Here is a 23,943-nt window from a genome sequence, read left to right as displayed (position 1 = left end):
GTTCCACGGTGTTCACTGGATCAAACCCTTCGCACCGGACCGTCGGCTGAACAAGGACAACACATCATGAAAATACGCGCACAAATCGGCATGGTGCTCAACCTGGACAAGTGCATCGGCTGCCACACCTGTTCGGTCACCTGCAAGAACGTCTGGACCAGCCGTCCCGGTGTCGAATATGCCTGGTTCAACAACGTGGAAACCAAGCCCGGCATCGGCTACCCCAAGGAGTGGGAAAACCAGGACAAGTGGAACGGTGGCTGGATCCGCAAGGCCGATGGTTCCATCGTGCCCAAGCAGGGTGGCAAGTGGTCGCTGCTGATGAAGATCTTCAGCAACCCCAACCTGCCGCAGATCGACGACTACTACGAGCCCTTCACTTTCGACTACGACCACCTCCAGTCAGCGCCCGAGATGAAACACGCGCCCACCGCGCGTCCGCGTTCGCTCATCACCGGCAAGCGCATGGAAAAAATCGAGTGGGGGCCGAACTGGGAAGAGATCCTGGGAGGTGAATTTGCCAAACGCAGCAAGGACGCGAACCTCGACGGTTTCGAGCAGACCCAGAAAGACATGATGGGTCAGTTCGAAAACACCTTCATGATGTACCTGCCGCGCCTGTGCGAGCACTGCCTGAACCCGGCGTGTGTGGCCTCGTGTCCATCGGGCTCGATCTACAAGCGCGAGGAAGACGGCATCGTGCTGATCGACCAGGACAAGTGCCGCGGCTGGCGCATGTGCGTGAGCGGCTGCCCCTACAAGAAGATCTACTACAACTGGAAAAGCGGCAAGGCCGAGAAGTGCATCTTCTGCTATCCGCGCATTGAAGCCGGGCAGCCCACGGTGTGCTCGGAGACCTGCGTGGGTCGTATCCGCTACCTCGGTGTTCTGCTGTACGACGCCGACCGCATCCTGGAAGCCGCCAGCACACCCAATGAGATCGACTTGTACCAGGCCCAGCTCGACCTGTTCCTGGACCCGAACGACCCCAAGGTGATCGAGCAGGCGCGCATCGACGGCATCCCTGACGCCTGGATGGCCGCGGCCCGTCAGAGCCCGGTCTACAAGATGGCAGTGGAATGGAAAGTGGCGCTGCCGCTGCACCCCGAATACCGCACCCTGCCCATGGTCTGGTACGTGCCGCCTCTGTCGCCCATCACCGCAGTGGCCAACGCCGGCATGCTGGGCAGCAACGGCGAGATTCCCGACGTGTCGCAGCTGCGCATTCCGGTGAAGTACCTGGCCAACCTGCTCACTGCGGGCGACACCGGGCCCGTGGTGCGCGCACTGGAACGCATGCTGGCCATGCGTGCTTACCAGCGCACCAAACACGTGGACGGATTGATCAATCAGGACGTGCTTGACCAGGTGGGCATGAGTTCCCGCGAGGTGGAGGAGATGTACCGCTACATGGCGATCGCCAACTACGAAGACCGCTTCGTGATTCCCACCACGCATCGCGAGTACGCCGAGAACACGTTCAACGTCAAGGGTGGTTGTGGCTTCACGTTCGGCAACGGTTGTTCTGAAGGCGAGACCGAAACCAGCCTGTTCGGCAGCGAGAAGAAGCGAACCATCCCCATCAAGCTGGGGGCATGAGATGGCCCACCCCCGCCGCGCTTCGCGCGACCCCCAAGGGGGCAACGCTGGCGGCCCGGGAAAGCCGGTTCCGCGGCGTTTCTGGACAGGAACCCAGGCGAGCCAGCGCCCCGTTGATCGATTGAAGGATTTGATGTCATGAATCTGTTTTCTGCTTCACCCCCACAGGCTCGCCTCACGCTGCGCGTGCTGGCGCACCTGCTGCGGTACCCCGATTCCGAATTCCGTGCCCACACCGGCGAGATGCAGCAGGCCTTGCAGGCCGAAGCGGCGTTGCCTGCTGCGCGGCTGACCGAGCTGGATGCGTTGCTCAAACAACTGGGCACGCGGCCAGCGCTGGACGTGGAGTCCGACTACGTCGAGCTGTTCGACCGCGGCCGGCGCACCGCGCTGCATTTGTTCGAGCATGTGCACGGCGACTCGCGCGACCGCGGCCCGGCGATGATCGACCTGATCCAGACCTACGAAAAAGGTGGGCTGTACCTCGGCCCTGCCGAACTGCCGGACCACCTCTCGGTGGTGCTGGAATTCGCTTCCACCCAGCCGCCTCCCCAGGCGCGAGAGTTTCTGGGCGAGATCGCACACATCGTGCGCGTGATCTTCAGCGCGCTGCTCGGTCGGCAAAGCCCTTATGCCAGCGTGCTCGCCGCCGTGCTGGAACTGGCTGGTGAAAAAGCCGAAGCGGTGGCCGTGGCCCCGGAGCCCGAAATCGACGAAAGCTGGGCCGAGCCGGCGGTGTTCGGTGGTTGTTCCACCGAAGGCCAGGCCAAACCCGGCGCGCCGCAACCCATCCGGTTCGTCCGCCCCTCATCCCACGCATCTTCCACCCCCACCTCCACAGGAGCGCAGGCATGAACACGCTGCACAACTTCTTCTTCAACGTCTACCCGTATGTGTGCCTGTCTGTGTTCCTGATGGGCAGCCTGGCGCGGTTCGACCGCGATCAGTACACGTGGAAAAGCGACTCGTCGCAGCTGCTGCGAAAGGGGCAGCTTCGCTGGGGCAGCAACCTGTTCCACATCGGCATCCTGTTCCTGTTCTTCGGCCACGCGGTGGGCTTGCTCACGCCACACTTTTTCTACGAAGGGTTCATGAGTGCGTCGGTCAAGCAGCGGCTGGCCATCTATGCGGGCGGCACCGCTGGTCTGATCTGTTTCGTGGGGCTGTCGCTGTTGCTGCACCGACGCATCTTTGATCCGCGCATCCGCCTCACCAGCCACCGCACCGACTTGTTCATCCTGGTCATTCTGTGGGTGCAACTGGTGCTGGGGCTGATCACGCTGCCATATTCGTACGCACATACCGATGGCAGTGCCATGCTGGTGCTGGCCGACTGGGCGCAGCGCATCGTCACTTTCCGTCCCGACGCGGCTGGTCTGGTGATGCTGGAGTGGCCGTACAAAGTGCACCTGGTGCTGGGCATGACCATCTTCCTGCTGTTCCCGTTCTCGAGACTGGTGCATGTGTGGAGCGGCTTCGGCACGCTGGCCTACTTCTTCCGGCCTTACCAGGTGGTGCGCAGCCGCAAGCTTGGCTTGCCAGCCACCCGGTCAGACCCCAAGTCCCACGCACCACGATGAACCCAAGGAAAGCCACATGAACGCAGCAACCACCGTCGGCTGTGGCAGCGGCAACTGCGCCTGCGCAGGCGCCGCCCAGCCCCAGGTCGCCACCATCAACGGCATTGCCCTGCACGAACCCGGTGAACCGCTCGATGCCGGCACCCTGCTGGAGCGGGCCCACACCGAACTGCTGCGCCAGCAGGCGGTGAAGGCCGGCCTGTTCCCGCGCCACACCGGCTTGGTGGCGCCCGAACTGGATGAAACACAACGGGCCGTCATTGAAAGTATGCTGGACGAGGCGGTGGTGTCGCCTGAGCCAGACGAAGCGGAATGCCGCAGGCACTTTGATGCCCACAAGAGCCGCTGGATCGTCGGACAGGCGCTGCATGTGCGCCACATCCTGTTCGCAGTGACACCGGGTGTGAACGTGCACGCACTTTCGCAGCGTGCAGAGACTGCCCTGCTCGAACTCTCGCGCAAGGATGTACCAGTCGGACGTTTCGAGCAGCTGGCCACGGAGCTCTCCAATTGTCCGTCCAGCCAGGATGGCGGCGATCTGGGCTGGCTCACGCCTGAAGACTGCGCGCCCGAACTGGCCAACGAGCTGTTCTACCAGACCGATTCCAGATGGGGCATGGGTGTACATCCCCGACTCGTCCACACGCGCCATGGCTTGCACATCATCGAGGTGCTGGGTCGGCGCAAGGGCACGCTGCCATCGTTCGAAGAACTTCAGGACCGCATCCGTGCGCAGCTGGCGCTGCAGTCGCGCAGCACGGCCTTGCGCCAGTACATGCAGTTGCTGGTGGGGGAGGCAGTTGTTGAAGGCGTGGACATTGAAGGGGCGAGCACGCCGTTGGTGCAGTAGTGGAGCACTCCCCCCCGGCGCTGGGTGCGACCTCCGTCGGAGAGCGTGCCTTCACTCCCTCGCCCCTTTGGGGAGAGGGTTTGGGTGAGGGGTCTCTCCGCGCATTGGTCGACCGCAGCGCAGGGTCGCCCAAAGCAAGGTCAGCCCCCTCGGGGAGCTGCGACCCGCGCCAGCTGTGGAGCGTGGGGGCATGCCACTCCGGAAGCTGGTGTGGCCGGGTCTCGGCCCGGCGGCCGACCTACCTTTCTTTGCTTCGCCAAAGAAACGTAGGCCAAAGAAAGGCGACCCTGCTGCCGGTGACCCCTACGCTGCGCTCCGGGGCAACCTGTGGTGCTCACAGCGGGCGAGGTCCGTGCAAACTCGCCTTCAGCTCAGACATGCACGGCCCTTTTTCCGCCCGCTGCTGCGCTCCTCGGCACCGGCAGAAGGGGCCCGAACACGGGATCGGGATCGGACTTCCCCTCAGGCGAACGTGTCTTCTCTCCCTCCCAGGCTGGAGGAGGGCTGGGGTGGGGGTCCACGCCAACCAACTGCCGGAGCCTGGGCGCTGTCGATTTCGGCAACTGAGATACCCACCCCATTGCTTGGCATACATGGCGCGCTCGAGCACCGTGAAGCCCATGTGTTTGACACAGAACAAGGCGCGTTCGCGCCCGCTTCGTTAGCCTCCCACAGCTACCAACCTTATGTGGAACATGATGGACAACTCTTCCCAGACGGACCTGCTGATGCCCCAGGCGCCTGATCAAGACACCCCGATTGCCGAGCTGCACCGGCTGGCCAGCGCATCGGGCCTCAGAACCTGGCGACTGGGCGGGCGCGAGCTGTTGCCGGTGGTCCAGGGTGGCATGGGCGTGGGCGTATCCGCTGGTGGCCTGGCCGGCGCGGTGGCCTCGCTGGGCGGTCTGGGGACCGTCTCGGCAGTGGATCTGCGCCGCCTGCACCCCGATCTCTGGGCCAGCACCGCCGACCTGGAAAAAGAGCCCGACGCGCGCGAGCGCATCGATGCGGCCAACCTCACCGCGCTCGACCGCGAGATCCGTCGCGCCAAGGCCATCGCGCAGGGGCGGGGCGCCGTTGCCGTGAACGTCATGAAGGCGCTCAGCGCCTACGAACAATACGTACGACAGGCACTGGAAAGCGGCGCCGACGCGGTGGTGGTGGGCGCCGGCCTGCCACTGGATCTGCCCGATATCGCCCGTGACCATCCCAATACCGCGCTCATTCCCATCCTGTCAGACGCGCGCGGCGTGCAACTGGTGGTGCGCAAATGGGAAAAGAAGGGTCGCCTGCCCGATGCCATCGTGATCGAGCATCCCCGCCTGGCGGGCGGGCATCTGGGGGCCGCCAAGGTGGCCGATCTGCAGGACCCGCGATTCGACTTCGAAAACGTGATTCCGCAGGTTCAAGCCTTTTTCCAGACCGCCGGCATCGAGCGCGAAATTCCGCTGATCGCCGCCGGTGGCATCAGCTGCCGGGAAGACATCCTGCGCCTGCAGGCCTTGGGTGCTTCGGCTGTGCAGTTGGGCACCGCGTTTGCCGTGACCCTTGAGTCCGACGCCGACGCGGCCTTCAAGCGCGTGCTGGCCGAAGCCACGCCCGAAGACATGGTGGAGTTCATCAGCGTGGCCGGCTTGCCCGCGCGCGCCGTGCGCACGCCCTGGCTGGACAAATACCTGCGTATCGAACCCAAGCTCAAGGCCGTGGCTCATGTGAAGAAACGTTGCAACATGGCATTTGACTGCCTGGCGCATTGCGGGCTCCGTGACGGACAGGCCGAAATGGGCCAGTTCTGTATCGACCAGCAACTGGGCCATGCCCTTGATGGCGACGTGGGCAAAGGCCTTTACTTCCGGGGCGCTGGTCGGTTGCCGTTTGGCAATCAGATCCGATCGGTTCATGATCTGATGATGCGCTTGTTGGCCCCCCCCGCGTCGCCTTCGGCGCCACCCCCCTGAGGGGGGGTCGACATCCTGGACCGGCGAAGCTGGATCATCGATGTCCCTGGACCCAGGCACTTCGCGCGACTTTGCATGGCCATTGAACCAAGGATTTGAGCCACATGAAAAGAGACAACACCTTGCGCCCGCAGGACCTCACCCAGACACAGCCGATCAGCCAGGACGTGCTGGCAGAAAAATACCTCAAACCCGGTGAATCTGGCGTCGAAGACCTGTACCGCCGTGTGGCGCGGGCGCTCGCCTCGGTGGAAAAAGAAGCCGACCGCGCCGAATGGGAACAGCGCTTCCTGGACAACCTGCACGCTGGCGCCATCGGGGCCGGTCGCATCATGAGCGCCGCGGGCACTGCCATTCAGGCCACGCTCATCAACTGCTTCGTGCAGCCGGTGGGCGACGCCATCCAGGGTGTGGACGAAGAAGGTTTTCCGGGCATCTACGAGGCCCTGCGCGAAGCGGCCGAAACCATGCGGCGCGGCGGCGGTGTGGGCTACGACTTCTCGCGCATCCGCCCCCGCGGTGCCGAGGTCAAGGGCACGCATTCCATGGCCTCCGGCCCATGCAGCTACATCAACGTGTTCGACCAGAGCTGCTCCACCGTGGAGAGCGCCGGCGCGCGCCGCGGTGCCCAGATGGGCGTGCTGCGCATCGACCACCCCGACGTGATGGACTTCATCACCGCCAAGCGCACGCCCGGGCGCTGGAACAACTTCAATGTCTCGGTGGGCGTGCCCGATGCCTTCATGGAATCCCTGGGCAGCGACCAGCCCTGGGAACTGGTGCACAAGGCCCGCCCCGGCAAGCCCTTGATTGAAAAAGGGGCCTACCAGCGCGCCGACGGCATGTGGGTCTACCAGACGGTGGCCGCGCGTGAACTCTGGAACACAGTGATGCAGTCGGCCTACGACTTCGCCGAACCCGGCATCCTGTTCCTCGACCACATCCAGCAGGACAACAACCTGCGCTACTGCGAGTCCATTTCGGCGACCAACCCATGCGGTGAGCAGCCACTTCCGCCCTACGGCTGCTGCGACCTCGGTCCCATCATCCTGACGCGCTTCATCCGCAACCCGTTCGGTTTTGGTGGCGTGCCTTCGTTCGACTTTGATGCGTTCGAGAACGCCGTGGCTTTGCAGGTGCGTGCGCTGGACAACGTGCTCGACGTGACCTTCTGGCCGCTGGAACAGCAACGCGCTGAATCAGCGGCCAAGCGACGCATTGGCGTGGGCTTCACCGGCATGGGCAATGCGCTGGCCATGCTGTGCCTGCGTTACGACCGCGAGGACGGTCGTGGCATGGCGGCGAAGATCGCCGAGCGCATGCGCGACGCGGCCTACGAGGCTTCGGTGGCGCTGGGTCAGGAAAAAGGTGTGTTTCCCAAGTTCGAGGCCGAGGGCTACCTGGCCCCCGGCACTTTCGCCAGCCGCCTGCCCGCGCCGCTGCAGGCAAAGATTCGCCAGCACGGTCTGCGCAACAGCCACCTGCTCTCCATTGCGCCCACGGGCACGGTCAGCCTGGCCTTTGCGGACAACGCGTCCAACGGCATCGAGCCGCCGTTCTCGTGGATGTACCGGCGCAAGAAACGCGAGGCCGACGGCAGCACCAGCGAATACGCGGTGGAAGACCACGCCTGGCGCCTGTACCGCGAGCTCGGCGGAGATGTGGAGCAACTGCCCGACTACTTCGTGAACGCGCTGGCCATGACCGCCAGCGAACACATCGCCATGATGGAAGCGGTGCAGCCCTTCGTGGACACCGCCATTTCCAAGACGGTGAACGTGGCCGCCGATTACCTGTTCGATGATTTCAAGGACCTGTACCAGAAGGCCTGGCGCGCGCACCTGAAGGGCATGGCCACTTACCGGCCCAACAGCATCCTGGGGTCGGTGCTCGACACCGGCAGTACCGCCGGCGACGCGGTCGCAGCGTCTGCCATCGCGGCAGCCGCCAGTGCGCCGGTGGACCCGATGCGCACCGTGATCGAGAGCCGGCCCAAAGGCGCGCTGCCCGCCGTGGCCGACAAGATCGAATACTGGACGCAGGAAGGCCACAAGACGCTGTACATCGTGGTGTCGTTCCTGCCGGTGCCTGCTGCCGAGGGCGGCGGCATGGTGGATCGGGCCATCGAATTCTTCATGCCCGTGGGCCAGAGCGGCGAATCGCAGCAGTGGATCACCTCCACCATGCGCATGCTTTCGCTGGCTGCGCGCGGCGGTTTTCTGGAGCGCGCCTTGGGTGACATGCGCAAGGTCGCCTGGGACCGGGGCCCGGTGCGCCTGGGCACCTACCAGAAGGCTGACGGCACGCATGTGCCCATGTGGCACGACTCCGAAGTGGCGGCCATCGCGTTCGCGCTGCAGAACATCCTGGCGCGACGCGCCTCTGCCGCCGTGGCGGCCATGACCACCGAGCCGGTGATCGCCAGTGCCGCCAACCAGATGCCCGTGATGGCCGGCAAGAAGTGCCCCGAATGCGGCGCACACGCCATGATCCGCAAGGACGGCTGTGACATGTGCACGCAGTGCGGCCACATGGGGAGCTGTGGGTGAACACCGCCCCGCCAGCACCTCATCGGGCGCCGCCGCAACGCGGTGTGCCCGATGCGGGCTGGCGGGTGCAGCACCTGTTGCTGGCGCCACACCGGCTCGGGTTTTCACTGGCCGTGCTGCTGCTGTGCACCGCCGCGCTCTGGTGGGTGGTGGTGCTGCTGGACCGTGCCACCGGGGTGCTGGCACTGCCACTGGCCGTGTCGCCCTCGCTCGGGCACGCGGCCGTGATGACCTGGGGTTTCCTGCCGCTGTTCTTTGCCGGCTTCCTGTTCACCGCCGGCCCCAAGTGGCTCGGCGTGGCCGCACCGCATGCCCGCAGCCTGGTGGCGCCGCTGCTCTGGCAGGCCGCAGGCTGGCTGGTGTGGCTCGCGGGCATTCACCTGAGCGAACACATCGCGGTGGCCGGTGCCGGCCTGGCTCTGATGGGTCTGGCCTGGGTGGTGGCCCGGTTCTGGGCGCTGGTGCAGGCCAGCACGCTCAGCGACCGCGTGCACGCGCGCCTGGTGGCGCTGGCGGGAGCGCTGGGCGTGGCCAGCCTCACGCTCGTGGCGGGCGCGCTGACATGGGGGGCCATCGATCTGGCGCGGGTGGCCGTGCTCACGGCGCTGTGGGGATTCATCGTGCCCACCTTTGTGGCGGTGGCCCACCGCATGATTCCGTTTTTCACATCCAGCGCGGTGCCCATGGTGCACGCGTGGCGCCCGTTCTGGGTGTTGTGGGTGCTGTTGGCCGCTGCGGGCATGGAGGTGGTGGCCGTGTGGTGGCAGTGGCTGGGCTGGCCCGACGGCACCTGGGGCCAGGCGCTGCGATTGACCCTGGGCACGCTGGAACTGGTTGCGGGTGCGGTGGTGCTGTGGCTGGGCGTGGTGTGGGGGCTGGTGCAAAGCCTGAAGGTTCGGCTGCTGGCCATGCTGCACCTGGGTTTTGTGTGGCTGGGCCTGGCGTTTGTGCTGGCCGGGGTCACGCAATGGATTTCATTTTTGCAGGGTACGCCGGTGCTGGGCCTGGGTGCCCTGCACGCGCTCACCATGGGTTGTCTGGGCTCGCTCCTGCTGGCCATGGTCACCCGGGTGTCGTGCGGGCACAGCGGGCGCACGCTGGTGGCCGACAACCTGGTGTGGGCGCTGTTCTGGGGCCTGCAACTGGCCACGGTGTTGCGCATTGCCGGTTCGGTCCAGGCAGCGCCGCCAGCACTGATGTGGCTGGCGGCCTTGCTGTGGGCGACCGTGGTCACCGTGTGGGGCCTGCGCATGGCGGGCTGGTATGGCCGCCCACGCAGCGACGGTCGGCCTGGATAGGGAGTTGTGGCCATGTTGAAAACCTCCTTTCTGCGTTCGCCACGTGAGGGCGAAGCATCTTTGGACATTGCTACAGACGCCGGTATTGCGACCCTCGCCGCCGAGTTGATTGGCTCGCGCCGCACCGTGCTGCCCAAACGGCTGGGGACACCGGGGCCCGATGCGGCCCAGCAACAGATCATTCTGGAAGCCGCGGCCAGCGCACCCGATCACGGTCAGCTGCTGCCCTGGCGCTTCGTGGTGGTGCCCATGTCGGCCCGTGCTGCGCTCGGTGAGGTGTTTGCCGAAGCACTGATCGAGCGCGACCCTGACGCCACCACCGACCAGTGCGAACAGGCGCGAGAGAAGGCGCAGCGCGCACCCTGGTTGCTGCTGCTGGTGGTGGACGGCGCCTGTGGCGACCCGGCGGTGGACCTGCTGGAGCGCGTGGTCTCGGCTGGTTGCGCGGTGCAGAACCTGTTGCTGATGGCCACGGCCCTGGGGTTCGGCTCGGCGCTCACCAGCGGCAAGGCCTTGTCGTCCCGTTGTTTGAAGCGCCTGTTCGGTCTGCGCGAGCGCGAACGCGCTCTCTGTTTTGTCAGCATCGGCACGGTGCTGTCCGTCAAGCCCGGACGCGTGCGACCCGATGTGGCCGACTTTGTCAGCACACTGGGCGATGCGCCCACCTCTCAATTCTGATCCTTACAAGGAAATCCATGAACATCACCACCCTGGACGACCTGCTGCAGGCCGCCCGCACCCAACCCACGCCGCAGCGCCTGCTGTTTGTTTTCGCTGCTGCCGAGCTGCCCGACGACGCCACCGCCGAAGAACGCGAACGCTTCGAGCGCGGAGAAGGCGGCGCACTGGTGCCACAGATGTGTGTGGACAAGTCGCCCGACGAACTCGCGTCGTTCGCCCAGTTGAAAAAAGAAGCCGAAGGCATGGGCCCAGCGTGGCACATGGTGTTTGCCGCCGCCCTGTCGGGCACATCTGAGCAGCCGCCCGGCGCCCAGGAAACCGGCGAAGCCCTGACCGCCATGGTCGAAGCGATCCGCCAGGGCTACCTGAACAACTGCATTCCGTTCGACGCGCAAGGCCACGCGGTGGAACTGCACTGAGACCTGACCAGAACCGAGACACGCCGCCATGGCCACCTCCATCCCACTGACGCAAATCAGCATGCCCGGCCACCGCGCCCCGGGCGCTGGCTTTGAAGCGCCGTTCGAGATGCTCGACGCCTGCCACGAGCGCGTCGAGCGCATGCTCAAGCTGCTGGCGCGGTTGCAGCAGCGGCTGCTGGTGCACGGCTGGGACGAGAGCGTGGCACAGGCGGCGCGCGACGTGATGCGCTACTTCGATCAGGCCGCACCCCAGCACCACGAAGACGAGGAGCGTCACGTGTTTCCACCGTTGCTGGCCCAGGGCGACGCCGTGCTGGTGGCCATGGTGCAGAAGCTGCAGGCCGATCATCGGGAGATGGAACGCTCCTGGCTCGCGGTGCGCGAAGTGCTTGCTTCACTCACCGAAGCACCCCCCGCAGGCTGGACCGGCATCACCCCGGCACAGGCCGAAGTGCTGGGGCACTTCACCGGCCTGTACCGCCACCACCTGGACGATGAAGACGGCCTGATCTACCCGGCCGCCCAGGCCCGGTTGTCGGCAGAGGCCTTGCGCGCCATGAGCGCCGACATGATGCAGCGTCGTGGGCTGGAGCCGCCGGCCAGTTGAAGGCACGGCGTGTATCGACCGGTTCACTCCGAAGCGGTCGATGGATTCAGTGAACGCCTGTGGCCCCTGCCTGAACGGGTTCGCGATCTTTCGGCAGGAGCCCGGTCAGGGGTGCAGCGCCCGTCCGTTCCACCGGGACATTTCAGGTTCAATGTCAGCCGATCCATCTATGGGCGCATGCAGGGCTTGAACATGCTGAGAACGGGCGGCCTGCGCCAGGTGCGCCGCTGCGTCTTGTTCCAGGGCAGGGGCAATCGGCATTTCACTCAGGTAGTGGTTCTCGTGCATCACGCCCACCACCTCACCGTCACCGCTGACCAGAAACGCCTCAGGCCGGCCGTGGCGGGCGTGTTGTGTGCAGTGTGCCACCGCAGCGGCACATACCTGGCCCACCTGCACCGGGCTCAGACCCTGGCGGGCCAGTGCGTCGCTGGTTTCGCGCAGGGCCTTGTCCAGCAGGGCGTTTTGCGCCGGGTCGTTGTGCCGGGGCGTCTGCAATGCCAGCAACTCCTCCCGCACCGGCCGGCCCTGTGCGTCGAACCCGCTGACCCGAGCCGGCTGGCCGCGCCGCGCGTTGAGCTCCACCCGCGTGTGGCTGCCGTCCTGGTCGTAGTGGTCGATCTCCACGTCGCCACGACCTTGGTGTACCGCGATGTGCTGCTGGCTGCCGTCTTCGCGCGTGATCACGAAGCGTTCATGGGGTGAAACGTCGTCCGGGCGGGCGGTCTGGATCGCCTTCACCACGGGCGAATGGCTCAGTTCGGCAAACAGCTTGCGAACCTGGGGCGGCACGCTGGCAAAGTCCCCATGGCCTTCGGGAATGCGGAAAGCGCCCTGCGAATTCAATGACAGGCCGTGCTGGGCATTCACCAGCGCACCCATGGTGTGGTCGCGCCCCATGAGCGCGGTGGCGGGCAGCGTGCCGACCTTGCTGGCCATCAACACGGTCTTGAGCAGGTCCGGAACAGACGCGCCAGGCAGCAGGGCGGGGCCGGCGCCGGTGTGGCGGCTCAGGTACTGGTTCTGCATCACGCCCTCATAGGCGTAGGTGGCGATGTCGTTGGGCGTGCGCACGTCGTGCACCTGCCTCCCCGAAGCCTGGTAGCGGGCCAGCGCCGCGTCGGCGCCGCCCACGCTTTGGAAGTAGCCGCCCCGCAACGTATCGCGAGCAATGGGCAGGCTGTTGTAGACGTAGGCGTCGAGGTTGTTGCGCAGCGCAAAGCTCTGCGCCATGCCGCCGCCCAGGCTGTGCCCGGTGGTGGCGAAGCGGTAGTTTTTGTAGCGCTCGTCGTTTTGCAAGGCTTCCAATGCCACTTGCGCCTGGCCTTCGATCTTGGCGAACTCGCTGGCACCGGCGTTGCCCAGGTCGGACTTCCAGTTGCTCCAGGCGTCGGAGCCTTTGAAGTCGAAGGTGATTTCGTGGGTTCGATCGTTGATCGAGATCTTGAACTGGTTTTCCAGTCTACCGCTGGCGTTGTGCTGGGTATTCCAGCCTTCGGGACTTCCGGCTTTGAGACGGCCGTTGGCGTCGATGTCTGCGAGGGGCCAGTAGGCTGGAAGGTGCTTGCCGGGCTGGGCGTGTTCCCATGGGTCCGGGTAGCGCACGACTTTCTCAGCCTTTTCTGTGTTTGTGTGTGGGTAAGCCCAGTAGGCCAGAGCCATGCCAACGCGGGCATCAAGGCGATTTGGCGGATTGGGTGTTGAACTACCAAGCTGAAATATGGTGTCCATGCTTCACCCCTTATTGGCGACTATGTCCAGCCATTGATCACGGGGCCTTTGGCATTGATCGTCTATGTTCTCCCATAGCTTCTGGCGCTCGGCATCTTTGACTAGCGTTCGTGTGCCATCTGCATTGTGATGGTAGTAGCCATTTCTGAACCGGGGCCATACCTTGTAAGCGATGGTGTAGCTAGCCACCTGAGGTCTACCCTCCTGCACCACCAGCCTTCGCGCATAGCACTGCTGCTGCACCAAGGGCAACAACCGCGCCAGACCACGCTCCCACTGTGCCAAATCCTCCCCTGGCCCTTGCCCATAGTCCAGCTTGCCCGGCACCGGCTCGTCCATGGCTTCCTGCAAGGCCAGCAGAATCTTCGCGTCCATCGAGCCTTTGGCCGCCGCGCGCTCGAACAGTTCGGTGATGGCCTTCGGCTCGGTCACGTCCCTGATCCAGCCATCCGAATTGGCCAGCGCATAAAAGTAATCGCCCAGCGGGTCGCCCTGGGCTTGCAGGGTTGTGATGTGCTGGCGCAGCACGGCGATGCTTTGGTTGAGCTGGCGTGTGTTCGAGGCCTTTTCCACCTCCATGGCCACGTGGGCCGCGGTCATGCAGCCTGTGCCCAACGCGGCCACGAGCAAAGCCGCGCCCACCCGGACCCTGCAGGCGTGTGTTGTTGTCATGCAGATACCCCCTGAGAATTTTTCAGGAATGTAGCGCAGAAAAAGCAGGGGTCTGCTTCAGGGGCTGCTGGCGGGCGCAGCGACAGGTGATTGCGCCGGCAGTGAGCAGCGCGGGAAGACCATTGGCCGCCCGGAAGCCTGGCGCGGCGTGCCGTGCTGCTTCCTCAGATAGAGGCATACCAGGCAGCGAGTCAGGGCACCGAGTTGAAAAGAAAGGCCATCCGTTGCCAGCCCGTGGACGCCGACTCAGGTGGCATTCACTCCGCCGGGCCCACTTGCAACGCCACCTCGGCCACGCCTTCGACGCGGCCAGTGATCCTGTCGCCCGGCAGCACCGCGCCCACACCTTCGGGCGTGCCGGTGTAGATCAGGTCACCGGGCTGCAGGTGGTAGTAGGTGGACAGGTCGGCGATGATTTCGCGGATGTTCCAGATCAGCTTGTTCACGTCGGACGACTGCTTGGTGGCACCGTTGACTTCCAGCGCGATGGCGCCATGGTCCACCACCACGCTTTCCATCGGCACGATCTCGGAGCACACCGAACCTTCTTCAATGTCCTTGCCGGTGTCCCACGGACGGCCCTTGTCGCGCGCCACCAGTTGCAGGTCGCGCCGGGTCATGTCCAGGCCGGCTGCATAGCCATAGATCAGCTCGTGGGCGCTGGCTTCGCTCACGCGAAAGCCGGATTTTCCAATGGCCAGCACCAGTTCCATCTCGAAGTGGTAGTTGCTGGTGCGCGGCGGGTAGGCCACGGTCGCGCCGCTTTCCACCAGGGTCTGGGGCGACTTGGTGAAATAGAACGCCTGTTCGACGCTCTTGTCGACCGGACGGCCCATTTCCACTGCGTGCGCGTGGTAGTTGCGGCCTACGCAGAAGATGCGGTTGATGGGAAAGCGCTCTGTCTTGCCCCGGATGGGCAACGACTGGACGGCGGGAGGGGTGAAGAGGTATTGGGTCATATTGAATATTCGAAAAATGTGCTCGGAGCGCGTGTCTCAATCCAGGAATACCGCGGAACCGGCTTTGCCGGGCCGCTGGTATTGCCCCATTGAGGGGGTGACGCGCGGAACGCGCGGCGCGGGGGTGGTCAACGGACCTCGTAAACCCCCAGCTTGCGGTGCAGCGGCGACTCGTCGGCCATGAAGATGAAGGCCGGCTGGTCGGCCGATCGGTTCTTCAGCGTCACGAGCGAATAGCCCGGTGCGCAGCAGGTGTCGGCCTCGGCCAGCGTGAAGGTCTGGTCGGCGCCTTCCACCGTCACATCGGCGCGGCCTTCGATGGCGTGAAACACGCACGAGGGTGAGCGCGCGGGCAGCTTCAGCGTCTGGCCGGGCTTGAGCATCAAGGCGTAGAAGCCCAGGATGTTCTCGGCGTCATCGCCGGTTTCGGGGTTCACGTAGGTCACCTGCACGCATTCCAGATCGGGCTGGTCGGCGGCCATGCCCAGCAGCGCGGCGCGCGTGTCGACCCAGGGATAGCGCAGCATGGGGTAGCGCTTGTCGCTGCGGGTGAACACGGTGGTGGGCGCCACGCCGGCACGGGTCCACGCGCGGTCGCCGCTGCCCTGCTTGACCTGCTGGCGCTCACCGTTGATGTGGTAGCTGGCCTCCATGTAATAGACCAGCGGCAGGTCCAGCACGTCAAGCCAGACCACCGGGTCGGTGCCGTCGTGGCCGTGTTCGTGCCACAGGCCGGTCGGCGTGAGGATCAGGTCGCCACGGCTCATCGGGCATTTCTCGCCGTCCACCGTGGTGTAGGCGCCTTCGCCTTCCACGATCATGCGCACCGCATTGGGGGTGTGGCGGTGGCTGGGTGCCCACTCGCCGGGCAGCAGCAACTGCATTCCGAGGTACATGGCCGGGCTGGCTTTCATGTTTTCCAGGCCGTGGCCGGGGTTGGCCAGCACCAGCACGCGACGCTCGGCCTTCTCGATCGGAGTGAGCTCGCCGGCTTTGAGCAGCAACGGCTTGAGCGAGGCGTAGGGCCAATGCGTGGCCCTGGTTGCGCGCGTGGGCACCTTGGGGGGCAACACCGCACGCAGGCTGGGCCACAGCGGCACCAGGTTGAGCGCGCGCAGATCGGCCACATAGTCGGCCGGCAGGTCTTCGAGTTTTCCGAGATCGTTCATGGTGTCTCCAGAATGAGGCGTGGTTCGAGCGAGATGACTTTTCAAGCGAACCCCGCGGAACCGGCTTTGCCGGGCCGCTGGGGTTGCCCCTTGAGGGGCGGAGCGAAGCGACGGGGGTGGGTCATTGACTCAGACAGTTGTTGACGTTCCAGCCATACAACCACTCCATGGCATCGTAGAACCGTTCCTGGCTGCGGCCTTTCCACAGGCTGTTGCGCACCAGCCGTTCCACACCCACGGCGTGGTACAGGCGGCCCATTTCGCGGCCACTGAGCACGATGCGTGCGGTGCGGGTGACGCGGCTTTTCTGGTACAGCGGCAGGGCAGTGTTCCAGTCGTTGCCACTCACACGCAATGCCTCGCCCAGCGTGACCGCATCTTCCATCGCCATGCAGGCACCTTGTGCCATGTACTGCGTGGTCGGGTGCGCGGCGTCGCCCAGGATGGTGGCGCGGCCGAACACCCAGGTGTCGATCGGCTCCCGGTCGGCCGTTGCCCAGCGCTTCCACGTCTTGGGCAGTTCAATCAATTGGCGGGCTTTGGGGCAGATGCCCTGGAAGTAGCTCTCCACTTCCTCCTTGCTGCCGTCCGTCACACCCCATTGCTCTGCCTGGCGGCTGTGGAAGGTCACGACCACGTTGTATTGTTCACCACCACGCAGCGGGTAGTGCACCAGGTGGCATTTGGGGCCGGCCCAGAGACTGGCGGCGTTCCAGCGCAAGTCTTCAGGGAAGTCGGCCTTTTCGACCACCGCGCGGTAGACCACATGGCCGGTCACGCGCGGCGGGTCGTTCACGTACTGCGCGCGCACCGCCGACTTGCCACCGTCGGCGCCGATCAGCGCCTGCCCGGTCCAGCGCTTACCGTTCTGGTCGATGGCGGTCACGGTCTTGTTCGCCTCGTCCTGCTCGACCTTGTCGATGCGGGTGTTGGTGAAGAACTCGACACGGCCGGTCTCCACCGCGCCTTCGAGCAGCGAGCCGTGGATGTCGGCCCGGTGGATCACTGCGTAGGGGTTGCCAAAACGCTGGCGGAAGACCTCACCGGTTTCGATCCTGCCCACCAGGGTCTCGTCGAGCGCGTCGTGCATGACCATGTGGTCGGTGTAGACCGCGCGGCCCCGCGCCTTGTCGCCAATCCCCAGTGCATCGAAGGCATGAAAGGCGTTGGGACCGAGCTGGATGCCGGCACCGATCTCGCCGATCTCGGGTGCCTGTTCAAAGACCTGGACATGGAAGCCCTGGCGCACCAGGGCCAGCGCGGCTGCCAGGCCGCCAATGCCACCGCCTGCCACCAGCACGGGAAGTTCAGAAGGGCTTGCGTTCATGGGTTGTCTCCTCTGCGCGGATGTGAGTGATCGGCATCTGACAAGGTAAATCGTCAGCATACTCATTATAAGTGTAGTGCTAATATCCGGAAACGCCAAATCCGGTCGAAATCCAGGCCCTTTCTCGCCATGAAAAAATCCACCGCTTCGCCTGTTGATATCGACCTGCAGCCCGGTCACGCGATCCGGCGGCTGCACCAGATTTCGGTCGGCATCTTTCTGCAGTCGGTAGGCGACAGCGGCATCACCCCCGTGCAGTACGCGGCACTGCAGGTGGTGAGCAACCAGCCCGGCATCGACCAGCGCACGCTGGCGCGCAACATCGCGCTGGACACGTCCACCACGGGCGGCGTGGTCGACCGGCTGGAGGCCAGGGGCTGGCTGGAACGCCGAACCTCGCCCGAAGATCGGCGTGCCCGTCAGCTGTTCCTCACCCGCGCAGGCGATCAGGCCCTGGCCGGAACCATTCCTGCCATGCTGCGCGCGCAGGAGCAGATCCTGGCACCCCTGACCGAACGCCAGCGCGGAGAGTTCATGCGCATGCTGCAGGTGCTGGTCACGCAGAACAACGAACTGAGCCGGGCGCCGAGCGAAACGATGAAGTGACGGAGCGGCGCTGCGACGGCCCAGTCATTTGAAGTCACCGTCAGGGTACGTACATGTAGCCCGCGTTGCGCACGGTGCGGATGCTGCGAGGCTCGGCATCGGGGTCTGCTTCCACCTTGCGCCGCAGGCGGCCGATGCGGATGTCGATCGACCGGTCGAAGGGTTCCCACTCGCGGTTGCGGGTGTGCATCAGCAACTGGTCGCGTGAGAGCACGCGGTTGGGGTTGGCCAGAAACACCCTGATCAGGTCGTATTCCATGGCGGTGATGGCCACTTCCTGTCCCTCGGTCGCCAGGTCGAACATGCGCCGCGCGGCCATGTCGATCTCGCAGCGGCCAAAGCGCTGACGGCCATTGGCCGCGGCGGTCTGGGGCTCCGGGGTGGCCGCAGCCGGGGCCGACTCGCGGGCCTGCATGCGGCGCATCACGCTCTTGATGCGCGCCAGCAGTTCGCGCGGATCAAAGGGCTTGGCGATGTAGTCGTCGGCGCCCATTTCCAGGCCTACCACGCGGTCCACGATGTCGCTGGACGCGGTGACCATGATGATGCCCACGTCGTAGCGTTCGCGCAGAAAACGCGCCAGCGTCAGGCCGTCTTCACCGGGCAGGCGCAGGTCGAGCAGGATCAGGTCGGGCAGTGCGTCGTCGATCGCCTGCCGCATGCTGTTGCCGTCACCGGCCTGGCGCACCGCGTAGCCGTGGCCGCCGAGGTATTCGGTGAGCATGCTGCGCACGGAAGCATCGTCGTCCACGATCAGCAGGTTGGCCTGGGCGTTCATGCGGCGCATTTTGACATCGTCGCCAGGGACTGGGAATGGCCGAATACAAAACGGCAACAGGGCCGTTACCTGGCGCGCCTTGTCAGCACAAATGAAGAATGGCGATACACGACGGCAACCATTCGGGCGACAACAGCCACATGGCCAATACCTCGGGCCGACACAGTGAAGGCCTGCCTTGCGGCGCGGTGCTGCAGGCATCAACCCCCGAGGAAATCACCATGTCTACCCAAGTTTCTGCCTCCAGCGATCGCTACGCCAAGGTCATCGAAGTCTCCAAGCGCGTGCGCTGGGAAATTGAACGCGACCTGATCCGTGGCCGCCGCTTCGACTACACGAAAAACTTCCTGCCCAGCGGCCTGTCGCTGGTCAACGAACTGCCCTTCCTGAGCCCTGCGGACAAGCGCCTGCTCAGCCAGGTACAGGGGCGCACCTACGCCTACATCTTTGGCCTGGTGGAGCGCTTCATCGGCGCCAAGGTGCTGGAGATCAGCCGCGAACACTGGCTGGGCGATCAGGTGGCACTGGAGGCCCTGGTGCGCATGACCGACGAGGAGATCAAGCACCAGGAACTGTTCCGTCGGCTTGAAACCATGATGGCTGCCGACATGCCGCCCGGCTACGTGCAGACCGCCGAAGCCAATGCCGTGGCTCAGGCCGTGCTGTCCAAGAGCACCTGGGCGGTGCTGGCCCTCACGCTCGACATCGAGCTGTTCACCCAGGCCCACTACCGCGCCAGCATCGAGCCCCAGGACAACCTGTCCGAGCTGTGGAAGGACGTTTTCCTCTTCCACTGGAAGGAAGAGTCGCAGCACGCCATCCTGGACGAGATCGAACTCGTCAAGGAAAACGCCAAGCTCAGCGAGGCCGAGCGCGACGCTGCGGTGGAGGACCTGATCGCGCTGGTCGGCGCGGTCGACGGCATCCTGCAGGCCCAGGCAAAGGCCGATGCGAACTACTTCTGTCGCATCGCCGGCATGGCGTCGGACGCCGGGCGCGCCGCGCAGATCGAAGCCACCGTGCTCAAGGCCTATCGCTGGCAATACATCGTCTCCGGCGTCATGGAGCCGCGATTCCAGAAGGTCCTGTTTTCGATGCTCAACGAGGCACAGGCCGCGCGCATTCACAACGCCCTGGCGCCATTGACTTACGCGGTGCCGCAACAGCCCGAGCTGCCCTTGCCACTGGCGGCCTGACCGAGCAGCGGGTGGGCGCCTGCCCCACCCGCTGAAGGCCTCTGCGCGGCACAGCGTGCCATTCCCGCTGCACCGCGCCATCACCCTCTTCGGAGTTTTTCGCCATGAACCCGCACAACCACTTCCTCACCCGCGCGTGGCCTTGTCCGCGCGAAGGGGCCTCCCGCATGCCGGACCGCCTGGTCGCTGGCCCATGCTTTCAAGAATGGCGCTCAGCCCTGCAGTGCGCAGTACGGAGGGTAGCCCCGTGAGCGCGCCAGACGTCTTGCGGCTGTTGATGCTGGCCGCCATTTGGGGCGCCTCGTTCGTCTGGATGCGCTCAGCCGTCCCCGAGTTCGGCCCCGTGGTGCTCACGGCGATTCGGGCGGCGGGGGGTGCACTGGTGCTGGTGCCGCTGGTGGGCTGGCGCCCGCTCTGGCGTGCGCTGCAGGTACACCCCGTGGCCATGCTGGCGGTGGGCTTGACAGGTATCGCGCTGCCCTACGCCTGTCTGAGCTTCGCCAGCCAGCAGGTGCCGGCCGCCATCACCAGCCTGATCAATGCCACCACACCGATCTTTGCCGCCCTGGTGGCCATGGTCTGGCTGGGGCAGGCGACCAGTGGCGGGCGCTGGCTCGGCTTTCTGATTGCCTTTGCGGGCGTGGCGCTGGTGGTCACGGGCCAAGGGGGCGCCGACGGCAGCACCGGTTTCGGCTTCTGGAGCCTGGCGGCCTGCCTGCTGGCAGCTGCCTCGTACGGCACGGCTGCCAACCTCATGCGCCGCTACCTGACCGATGTGAATCCCGTGGTCCTGGCCGCAGGCAGCCAGATGGTGGCGACGGTGCTGCTCGCGGGCCCGGCGGCGGCCACCTGGCCTGGGGTCTTCCCCAGCGCTTCTGGCTGGATCGCGGCCGGCATGCTGGCCGTGTTGTGCACCGGCTTCGCCAAGGCGATCTTCTTCCGGCTGGTGCAGCGCGCCGGGGCCAGCAGTGCGACCACCGTGACCTTCCTGATCCCCGCGTTTGCTGCCACCTGGGCACACCTCTTCCTGGGTGAGCCGGTCACGGCCGAGCTGGTTCTGGGTGGCGCAACGATTCTGCTCGGCTGTGCGCTGGCCACCGGTCTGCTGCCCATCCGCCCTGCGTTCGGTCTGGCGCTGCGAGTGATGGGTGTGCGGCGCAGCACCGGTCTGTAGACCGGGCAGCCAGGCGACCACCCGGCCACCCCGCTTCCGTTCCATGCCCTGCTGCACGGTGCAGCAGGGCCTCCCACCCCAAGTAAACACCATGAACACCCACACCCCACCTTCGATCACCAACCGTCTTTCCGCCCAACGCGCTCCTCTCCCCCACGGTATTGGGCACCTGCTGGGTCGTGTCACCCAAGGGTGGCAGGCCTGGCAGCGGACCCGGCGCCTGCAGCGCGACGCGGCGGACTTTCAAAGGCTTGATGCCATCACCCTGCGCGACCTGGGCATGTCGGCCAGCGAACACGCGTCGCACTGGGCCGAGGCCGAAGGCCTTGCACCCATGACGCGCGAGCGCGTGCGGCGCGCTCGCCGCCAGGGCGGTCGGTGATGGACGCCCGTGCCTGGCGCATGGTCTTCGCCGCGGCCCTGCTCATGGGGTTGGTGATGGGCACGCGCTCGTCGTTCGGCCTGTTCGTCTCGCCTTTGAATACCGCATCGGGCATTGGCCTGACCGGCCTGAGCCTGGCCCTGGCGCTCGGTCAGCTGGCCATCGGTTTTTCCCAACCGGTGGTGGGCCTGCTGGCCGACCGCTTCGGCGCTGCTCGCGTGATCGTGGCCGGTGCCTGGCTGCTCATGCTGACCACGGCAGTGCCCGCGCTATGGCCGGTGCCTGCGGCGGTCGCGCTGTCGATGGTGGCCGCCGCCACGGCCGGCAGTGCCGTGGGCAGCAATGGTCTGCTGGTGGGCGAAGTGGGGCGTGCCGTGCCCGCGGCCCGCATGGGCCTGGCGGTGGGCATCGTTGGCGCGGGCGCATCGCTGGGTCAGCTGTTGCTGGGCCCGGCCACGCAGGCCTTGCTGGACAGCGCCGGCTGGGTCCATGCGCTGCTCGCCACGGCCTTGATCAGTCTGGTGGCCTTGCCGCTGGCCAGACCGTTTCGCCGGCCAGCGAATCAACCTGCGGCGCGGCCGTCGCAACCGGTGGGCGATGTGATGCGCGACCTGCGCTTCTGGCGCGTGAGCTTCACGTTTGGCGTGTGTGGCTTTCACGTCGGCTTTCTGGCGGTGCACATGCCCGGCGTGATCGAGCGCTGTGGCCTGCCCGCTTCCCTGGCCGGCACCTGGATCGCGGTGGCGGGTGCCGCCAACATCGTGGGCAGCGTGGCGGTGGGGCTGGCCATGAAGCGCCACGACTCGGCGCACTTGCTGGTGGCGTTGTACCTGATGCGCGCGCTGGGCGTGGGCGCGCTGTTGCTGCTGCCCAGCACACCCCTGGTGCTGACCGCCTTTGCCGTGGTCATGGGGGCCACGCATATGGCCACCTTGCCACCCACCACGCAACTGGTCGCGCGCCAGCACGGGGTGGAGCGCCTGGGCACATTGTTTGGTGTGGTCATGCTGGTGCACCAGCTCGGTTCGTTTGCCGGCATCTGGCTGGGCGGCTGGGCCGCCGAGCGCACCGGCAGCGACACCACCCTGTGGCTGGTGGACATCGCGCTGGCCTTGCTGGCGGCCTTGCTGGTCTGGCCCAGCCGATTGTCACGAAGCGAATCAGCAACGCCGAATGGCAGCCTGGCGGTCAAGGCGTGAGCTGATCGCTGTGCCACAGAGGCGGCGAGGGCAAACGCAAACAACATCGGGGCCGAAGCCACGATGTTGTTTGAGCACAGGTTCATCCTGATTGCTACACCGCGCAGCGCGAGACCTATCACGCCTGAAACGGTCCCATCCAGGGGCACCGCCGGGCCGGCTTTGGGTTTTTCATCCCAGGAGGACGCCGGCGGCATTCAACACCTGCGCTGTCTCGTGCGCAGGTAACCCCATGATGCCTGAATAGCTGCCACTGATGTGGCTCGTCCACAGCGCGGCCAGCCCCTGGATGGCGTACGCCCCCGCCTTCCCCATGGGCTCGCCGCTTTCAACATAACGACGGATCTGACCCTGGGTCAAGGGCGCAAACGCCACCCATGATGTCGACAAGGCCGACCACACCTTGTCGCCCCGCTGGGACGGTCGGCCCACAGCCACCGCCGTCAGCACCCGATGACGCCGCCCAGACAGATCGGCCAGCATGCGCATGGCATCCGCCTTGTCCTCAGGCTTGCCAAGAATGCGGGTACCCAGCGCCACCGTGGTGTCAGCACACAGCACTGGCGAAGGCGGCCATCCGCGCTGCTTGAGGCGAGCCAGCGCCGCCTGGAGCTTCAGGCCAGTGACGCGCTGTACGTAAGCTGCGGGCTTTTCACCAGGCTTCACTGCTTCCAGCGCCTCAACATCCTCGTCTGCATCGGGCAGCAAGAGCTTGCACGGCACACCCCATTGCTCCAACAGCTGCAAGCGCCGCGGACTCTGGGAAGCCAGGTAGATGAAATCAGTCATAGGGTCGCGTTGATACGCGCTTCACCGCCGGGCAGCGACCCGCGCGGCGCTGGAGCATAGGGGTCAAAAAGTTCACTCTCGGTGGTACGGATGATTGGCATTGACCGACCAGGCCCGGTAGAGCTGTTCGATCAGGAGCACGCGGACCATGGCATGGGGAAGCGTCAGGTCCGACAAGCGAATGCGCTGATGCGCACTGGCCCGGAAGTCTGGATCCAGCCCGTCGGGACCGCCAATGATCAGCGCCACGTCGTCACTGTCGAGCTGCCATTGCTTCAGTTGTTGCGCCAGCGCCAGTGTTGACAATGCGGTGCCCCGCTCGTCGAGCACCACCACCCGGCTGCCCCTGGGCAAGGCGGCCTGAATGCGATCCCGCTCTGCCGCGAGCACTGTCTCTAGCGTCTTGGAGCCTCGCGG

At 65.5% G+C, this 23,943-nt stretch carries 23 protein-coding genes; 15 read left to right on the top strand and 8 right to left on the bottom strand.

What is annotated here, in order from left to right; all coding sequences use genetic code 11:
• Positions 1–66 precede the first annotated feature (66 nt).
• From narH to Q7V46_RS16535, 10 genes are all read left to right on the top strand, one after another.
• A complete protein-coding gene (narH, locus tag Q7V46_RS16580; protein WP_304914669.1) occupies positions 67–1,599 on the top strand; it encodes a nitrate reductase subunit beta in 1,533 nt (510 codons plus the stop codon).
• Positions 1,600–1,737: 138 nt separating this feature from the next.
• Positions 1,738–2,454 carry a nitrate reductase molybdenum cofactor assembly chaperone gene (gene narJ, locus Q7V46_RS16575; protein ID WP_304914668.1) on the top strand — a complete coding sequence of 239 codons (717 nt, stop codon included), beginning with the start codon at positions 1,738–1,740 and terminating at the stop codon, positions 2,452–2,454.
• The gene (gene narI / locus Q7V46_RS16570) at positions 2,451–3,179 is read left to right on the top strand and encodes a respiratory nitrate reductase subunit gamma (RefSeq protein WP_304914667.1); all 729 of its coding nucleotides are present in this window, start codon (positions 2,451–2,453) and stop codon (positions 3,177–3,179) included. Before narJ ends, narI begins: the two co-directional genes overlap by 4 nt.
• Before the next feature lie 16 nt (positions 3,180–3,195).
• Entirely contained in the window at positions 3,196–4,029 is an 834-nt protein-coding gene (locus Q7V46_RS16565; RefSeq protein WP_304914666.1) for a peptidylprolyl isomerase, read from the top strand.
• A 728-nt stretch (positions 4,030–4,757) separates the two neighbouring features.
• Positions 4,758–5,987: a nitronate monooxygenase family protein gene (locus Q7V46_RS16560; protein ID WP_304914707.1), complete on the top strand. Its 1,230-nt coding sequence runs from the start codon at positions 4,758–4,760 to the stop codon at positions 5,985–5,987.
• A gap of 104 nt (positions 5,988–6,091) precedes the next feature.
• Positions 6,092–8,536 carry an adenosylcobalamin-dependent ribonucleoside-diphosphate reductase gene (locus Q7V46_RS16555; protein ID WP_304914665.1) on the top strand — a complete coding sequence of 815 codons (2,445 nt, stop codon included), beginning with the start codon at positions 6,092–6,094 and terminating at the stop codon, positions 8,534–8,536.
• Positions 8,533–9,834 carry an NnrS family protein gene (locus tag Q7V46_RS16550; RefSeq protein WP_304914664.1) on the top strand — a complete coding sequence of 434 codons (1,302 nt, stop codon included), beginning with the start codon at positions 8,533–8,535 and terminating at the stop codon, positions 9,832–9,834. Before Q7V46_RS16555 ends, Q7V46_RS16550 begins: the two co-directional genes overlap by 4 nt.
• A gap of 12 nt (positions 9,835–9,846) precedes the next feature.
• On the top strand, positions 9,847–10,512 hold the full coding sequence (locus Q7V46_RS16545; RefSeq protein WP_304914663.1) for a nitroreductase: 666 nt from the start codon (positions 9,847–9,849) through the stop codon (positions 10,510–10,512).
• Positions 10,513–10,529: 17 nt separating this feature from the next.
• Positions 10,530–10,934, top strand: coding sequence for a ribonucleotide reductase subunit alpha (locus tag Q7V46_RS16540; RefSeq protein ID WP_304914662.1), 405 nt, complete (start codon positions 10,530–10,532; stop codon positions 10,932–10,934).
• Between the two features lie 28 nt (positions 10,935–10,962).
• The gene (locus tag Q7V46_RS16535) at positions 10,963–11,544 is read left to right on the top strand and encodes a hemerythrin domain-containing protein (protein WP_304914661.1); all 582 of its coding nucleotides are present in this window, start codon (positions 10,963–10,965) and stop codon (positions 11,542–11,544) included.
• A gap of 105 nt (positions 11,545–11,649) precedes the next feature.
• On the opposite strand, the gene Q7V46_RS16530 is transcribed toward Q7V46_RS16535, so the two are convergent.
• The 5 genes from Q7V46_RS16530 to Q7V46_RS16510 form a co-directional block, all read right to left on the bottom strand.
• Positions 11,650–13,149: a hypothetical protein gene (locus tag Q7V46_RS16530; RefSeq protein WP_304914660.1), complete on the bottom strand. Its 1,500-nt coding sequence runs from the start codon at positions 13,147–13,149 to the stop codon at positions 11,650–11,652.
• A gap of 129 nt (positions 13,150–13,278) precedes the next feature.
• A complete protein-coding gene (locus tag Q7V46_RS16525; protein WP_304914659.1) occupies positions 13,279–13,947 on the bottom strand; it encodes a hypothetical protein in 669 nt (222 codons plus the stop codon).
• A 257-nt stretch (positions 13,948–14,204) separates the two neighbouring features.
• A complete protein-coding gene (locus Q7V46_RS16520; RefSeq protein WP_304914658.1) occupies positions 14,205–14,906 on the bottom strand; it encodes a fumarylacetoacetate hydrolase family protein in 702 nt (233 codons plus the stop codon).
• Between the two features lie 128 nt (positions 14,907–15,034).
• The gene (locus Q7V46_RS16515; RefSeq protein ID WP_304914657.1) at positions 15,035–16,075 is read right to left on the bottom strand and encodes a cupin domain-containing protein; all 1,041 of its coding nucleotides are present in this window, start codon (positions 16,073–16,075) and stop codon (positions 15,035–15,037) included.
• A 121-nt stretch (positions 16,076–16,196) separates the two neighbouring features.
• Complete coding sequence (locus Q7V46_RS16510) at positions 16,197–17,402, bottom strand: 3-hydroxybenzoate 6-monooxygenase (protein ID WP_304914656.1); 1,206 nt, start codon at positions 17,400–17,402, stop codon at positions 16,197–16,199.
• A gap of 129 nt (positions 17,403–17,531) precedes the next feature.
• Here Q7V46_RS16510 and Q7V46_RS16505 point away from each other — a divergent pair, with 129 nt between their 5' ends.
• On the top strand, positions 17,532–18,008 hold the full coding sequence (locus tag Q7V46_RS16505; RefSeq protein WP_304914655.1) for a MarR family winged helix-turn-helix transcriptional regulator: 477 nt from the start codon (positions 17,532–17,534) through the stop codon (positions 18,006–18,008).
• 40 nt (positions 18,009–18,048) lie between these two features.
• Here Q7V46_RS16505 and Q7V46_RS16500 read toward each other — a convergent pair whose 3' ends face one another.
• Positions 18,049–18,786: a response regulator gene (locus Q7V46_RS16500; protein ID WP_304914654.1), complete on the bottom strand. Its 738-nt coding sequence runs from the start codon at positions 18,784–18,786 to the stop codon at positions 18,049–18,051.
• A 221-nt stretch (positions 18,787–19,007) separates the two neighbouring features.
• Here Q7V46_RS16500 and Q7V46_RS16495 point away from each other — a divergent pair, with 221 nt between their 5' ends.
• The 4 genes from Q7V46_RS16495 (at position 19,008) to Q7V46_RS16480 (ending at position 22,737) form a co-directional block, all read left to right on the top strand.
• Positions 19,008–19,982: a hypothetical protein gene (locus tag Q7V46_RS16495; RefSeq protein ID WP_304914653.1), complete on the top strand. Its 975-nt coding sequence runs from the start codon at positions 19,008–19,010 to the stop codon at positions 19,980–19,982.
• 247 nt (positions 19,983–20,229) lie between these two features.
• Positions 20,230–21,156: a DMT family transporter gene (locus Q7V46_RS16490; protein ID WP_304914652.1), complete on the top strand. Its 927-nt coding sequence runs from the start codon at positions 20,230–20,232 to the stop codon at positions 21,154–21,156.
• Positions 21,157–21,247: 91 nt separating this feature from the next.
• On the top strand, positions 21,248–21,538 hold the full coding sequence (locus Q7V46_RS16485) for a hypothetical protein (protein WP_304914651.1): 291 nt from the start codon (positions 21,248–21,250) through the stop codon (positions 21,536–21,538).
• The gene (locus Q7V46_RS16480) at positions 21,538–22,737 is read left to right on the top strand and encodes an MFS transporter (protein ID WP_304914650.1); all 1,200 of its coding nucleotides are present in this window, start codon (positions 21,538–21,540) and stop codon (positions 22,735–22,737) included. Before Q7V46_RS16485 ends, Q7V46_RS16480 begins: the two co-directional genes overlap by 1 nt.
• A gap of 171 nt (positions 22,738–22,908) precedes the next feature.
• On the opposite strand, the gene Q7V46_RS16475 is transcribed toward Q7V46_RS16480, so the two are convergent.
• Both Q7V46_RS16475 and rlmH read right to left on the bottom strand, forming a co-directional pair.
• The gene (locus tag Q7V46_RS16475; RefSeq protein WP_304914649.1) at positions 22,909–23,526 is read right to left on the bottom strand and encodes a nucleoside triphosphate pyrophosphatase; all 618 of its coding nucleotides are present in this window, start codon (positions 23,524–23,526) and stop codon (positions 22,909–22,911) included.
• Between the two features lie 72 nt (positions 23,527–23,598).
• Positions 23,599–23,943: 23S rRNA (pseudouridine(1915)-N(3))-methyltransferase RlmH (gene rlmH, locus Q7V46_RS16470; RefSeq protein WP_304914648.1), on the bottom strand; the 345-nt coding region annotated here is incomplete at its 5' end.

Source organism: Hydrogenophaga sp. (assembly GCF_030651625.1).
Lineage (GTDB): Bacteria > Pseudomonadota > Gammaproteobacteria > Burkholderiales > Burkholderiaceae_C > Hydrogenophaga.
This window is presented reverse-complemented; position numbering and strand designations above follow the sequence as displayed.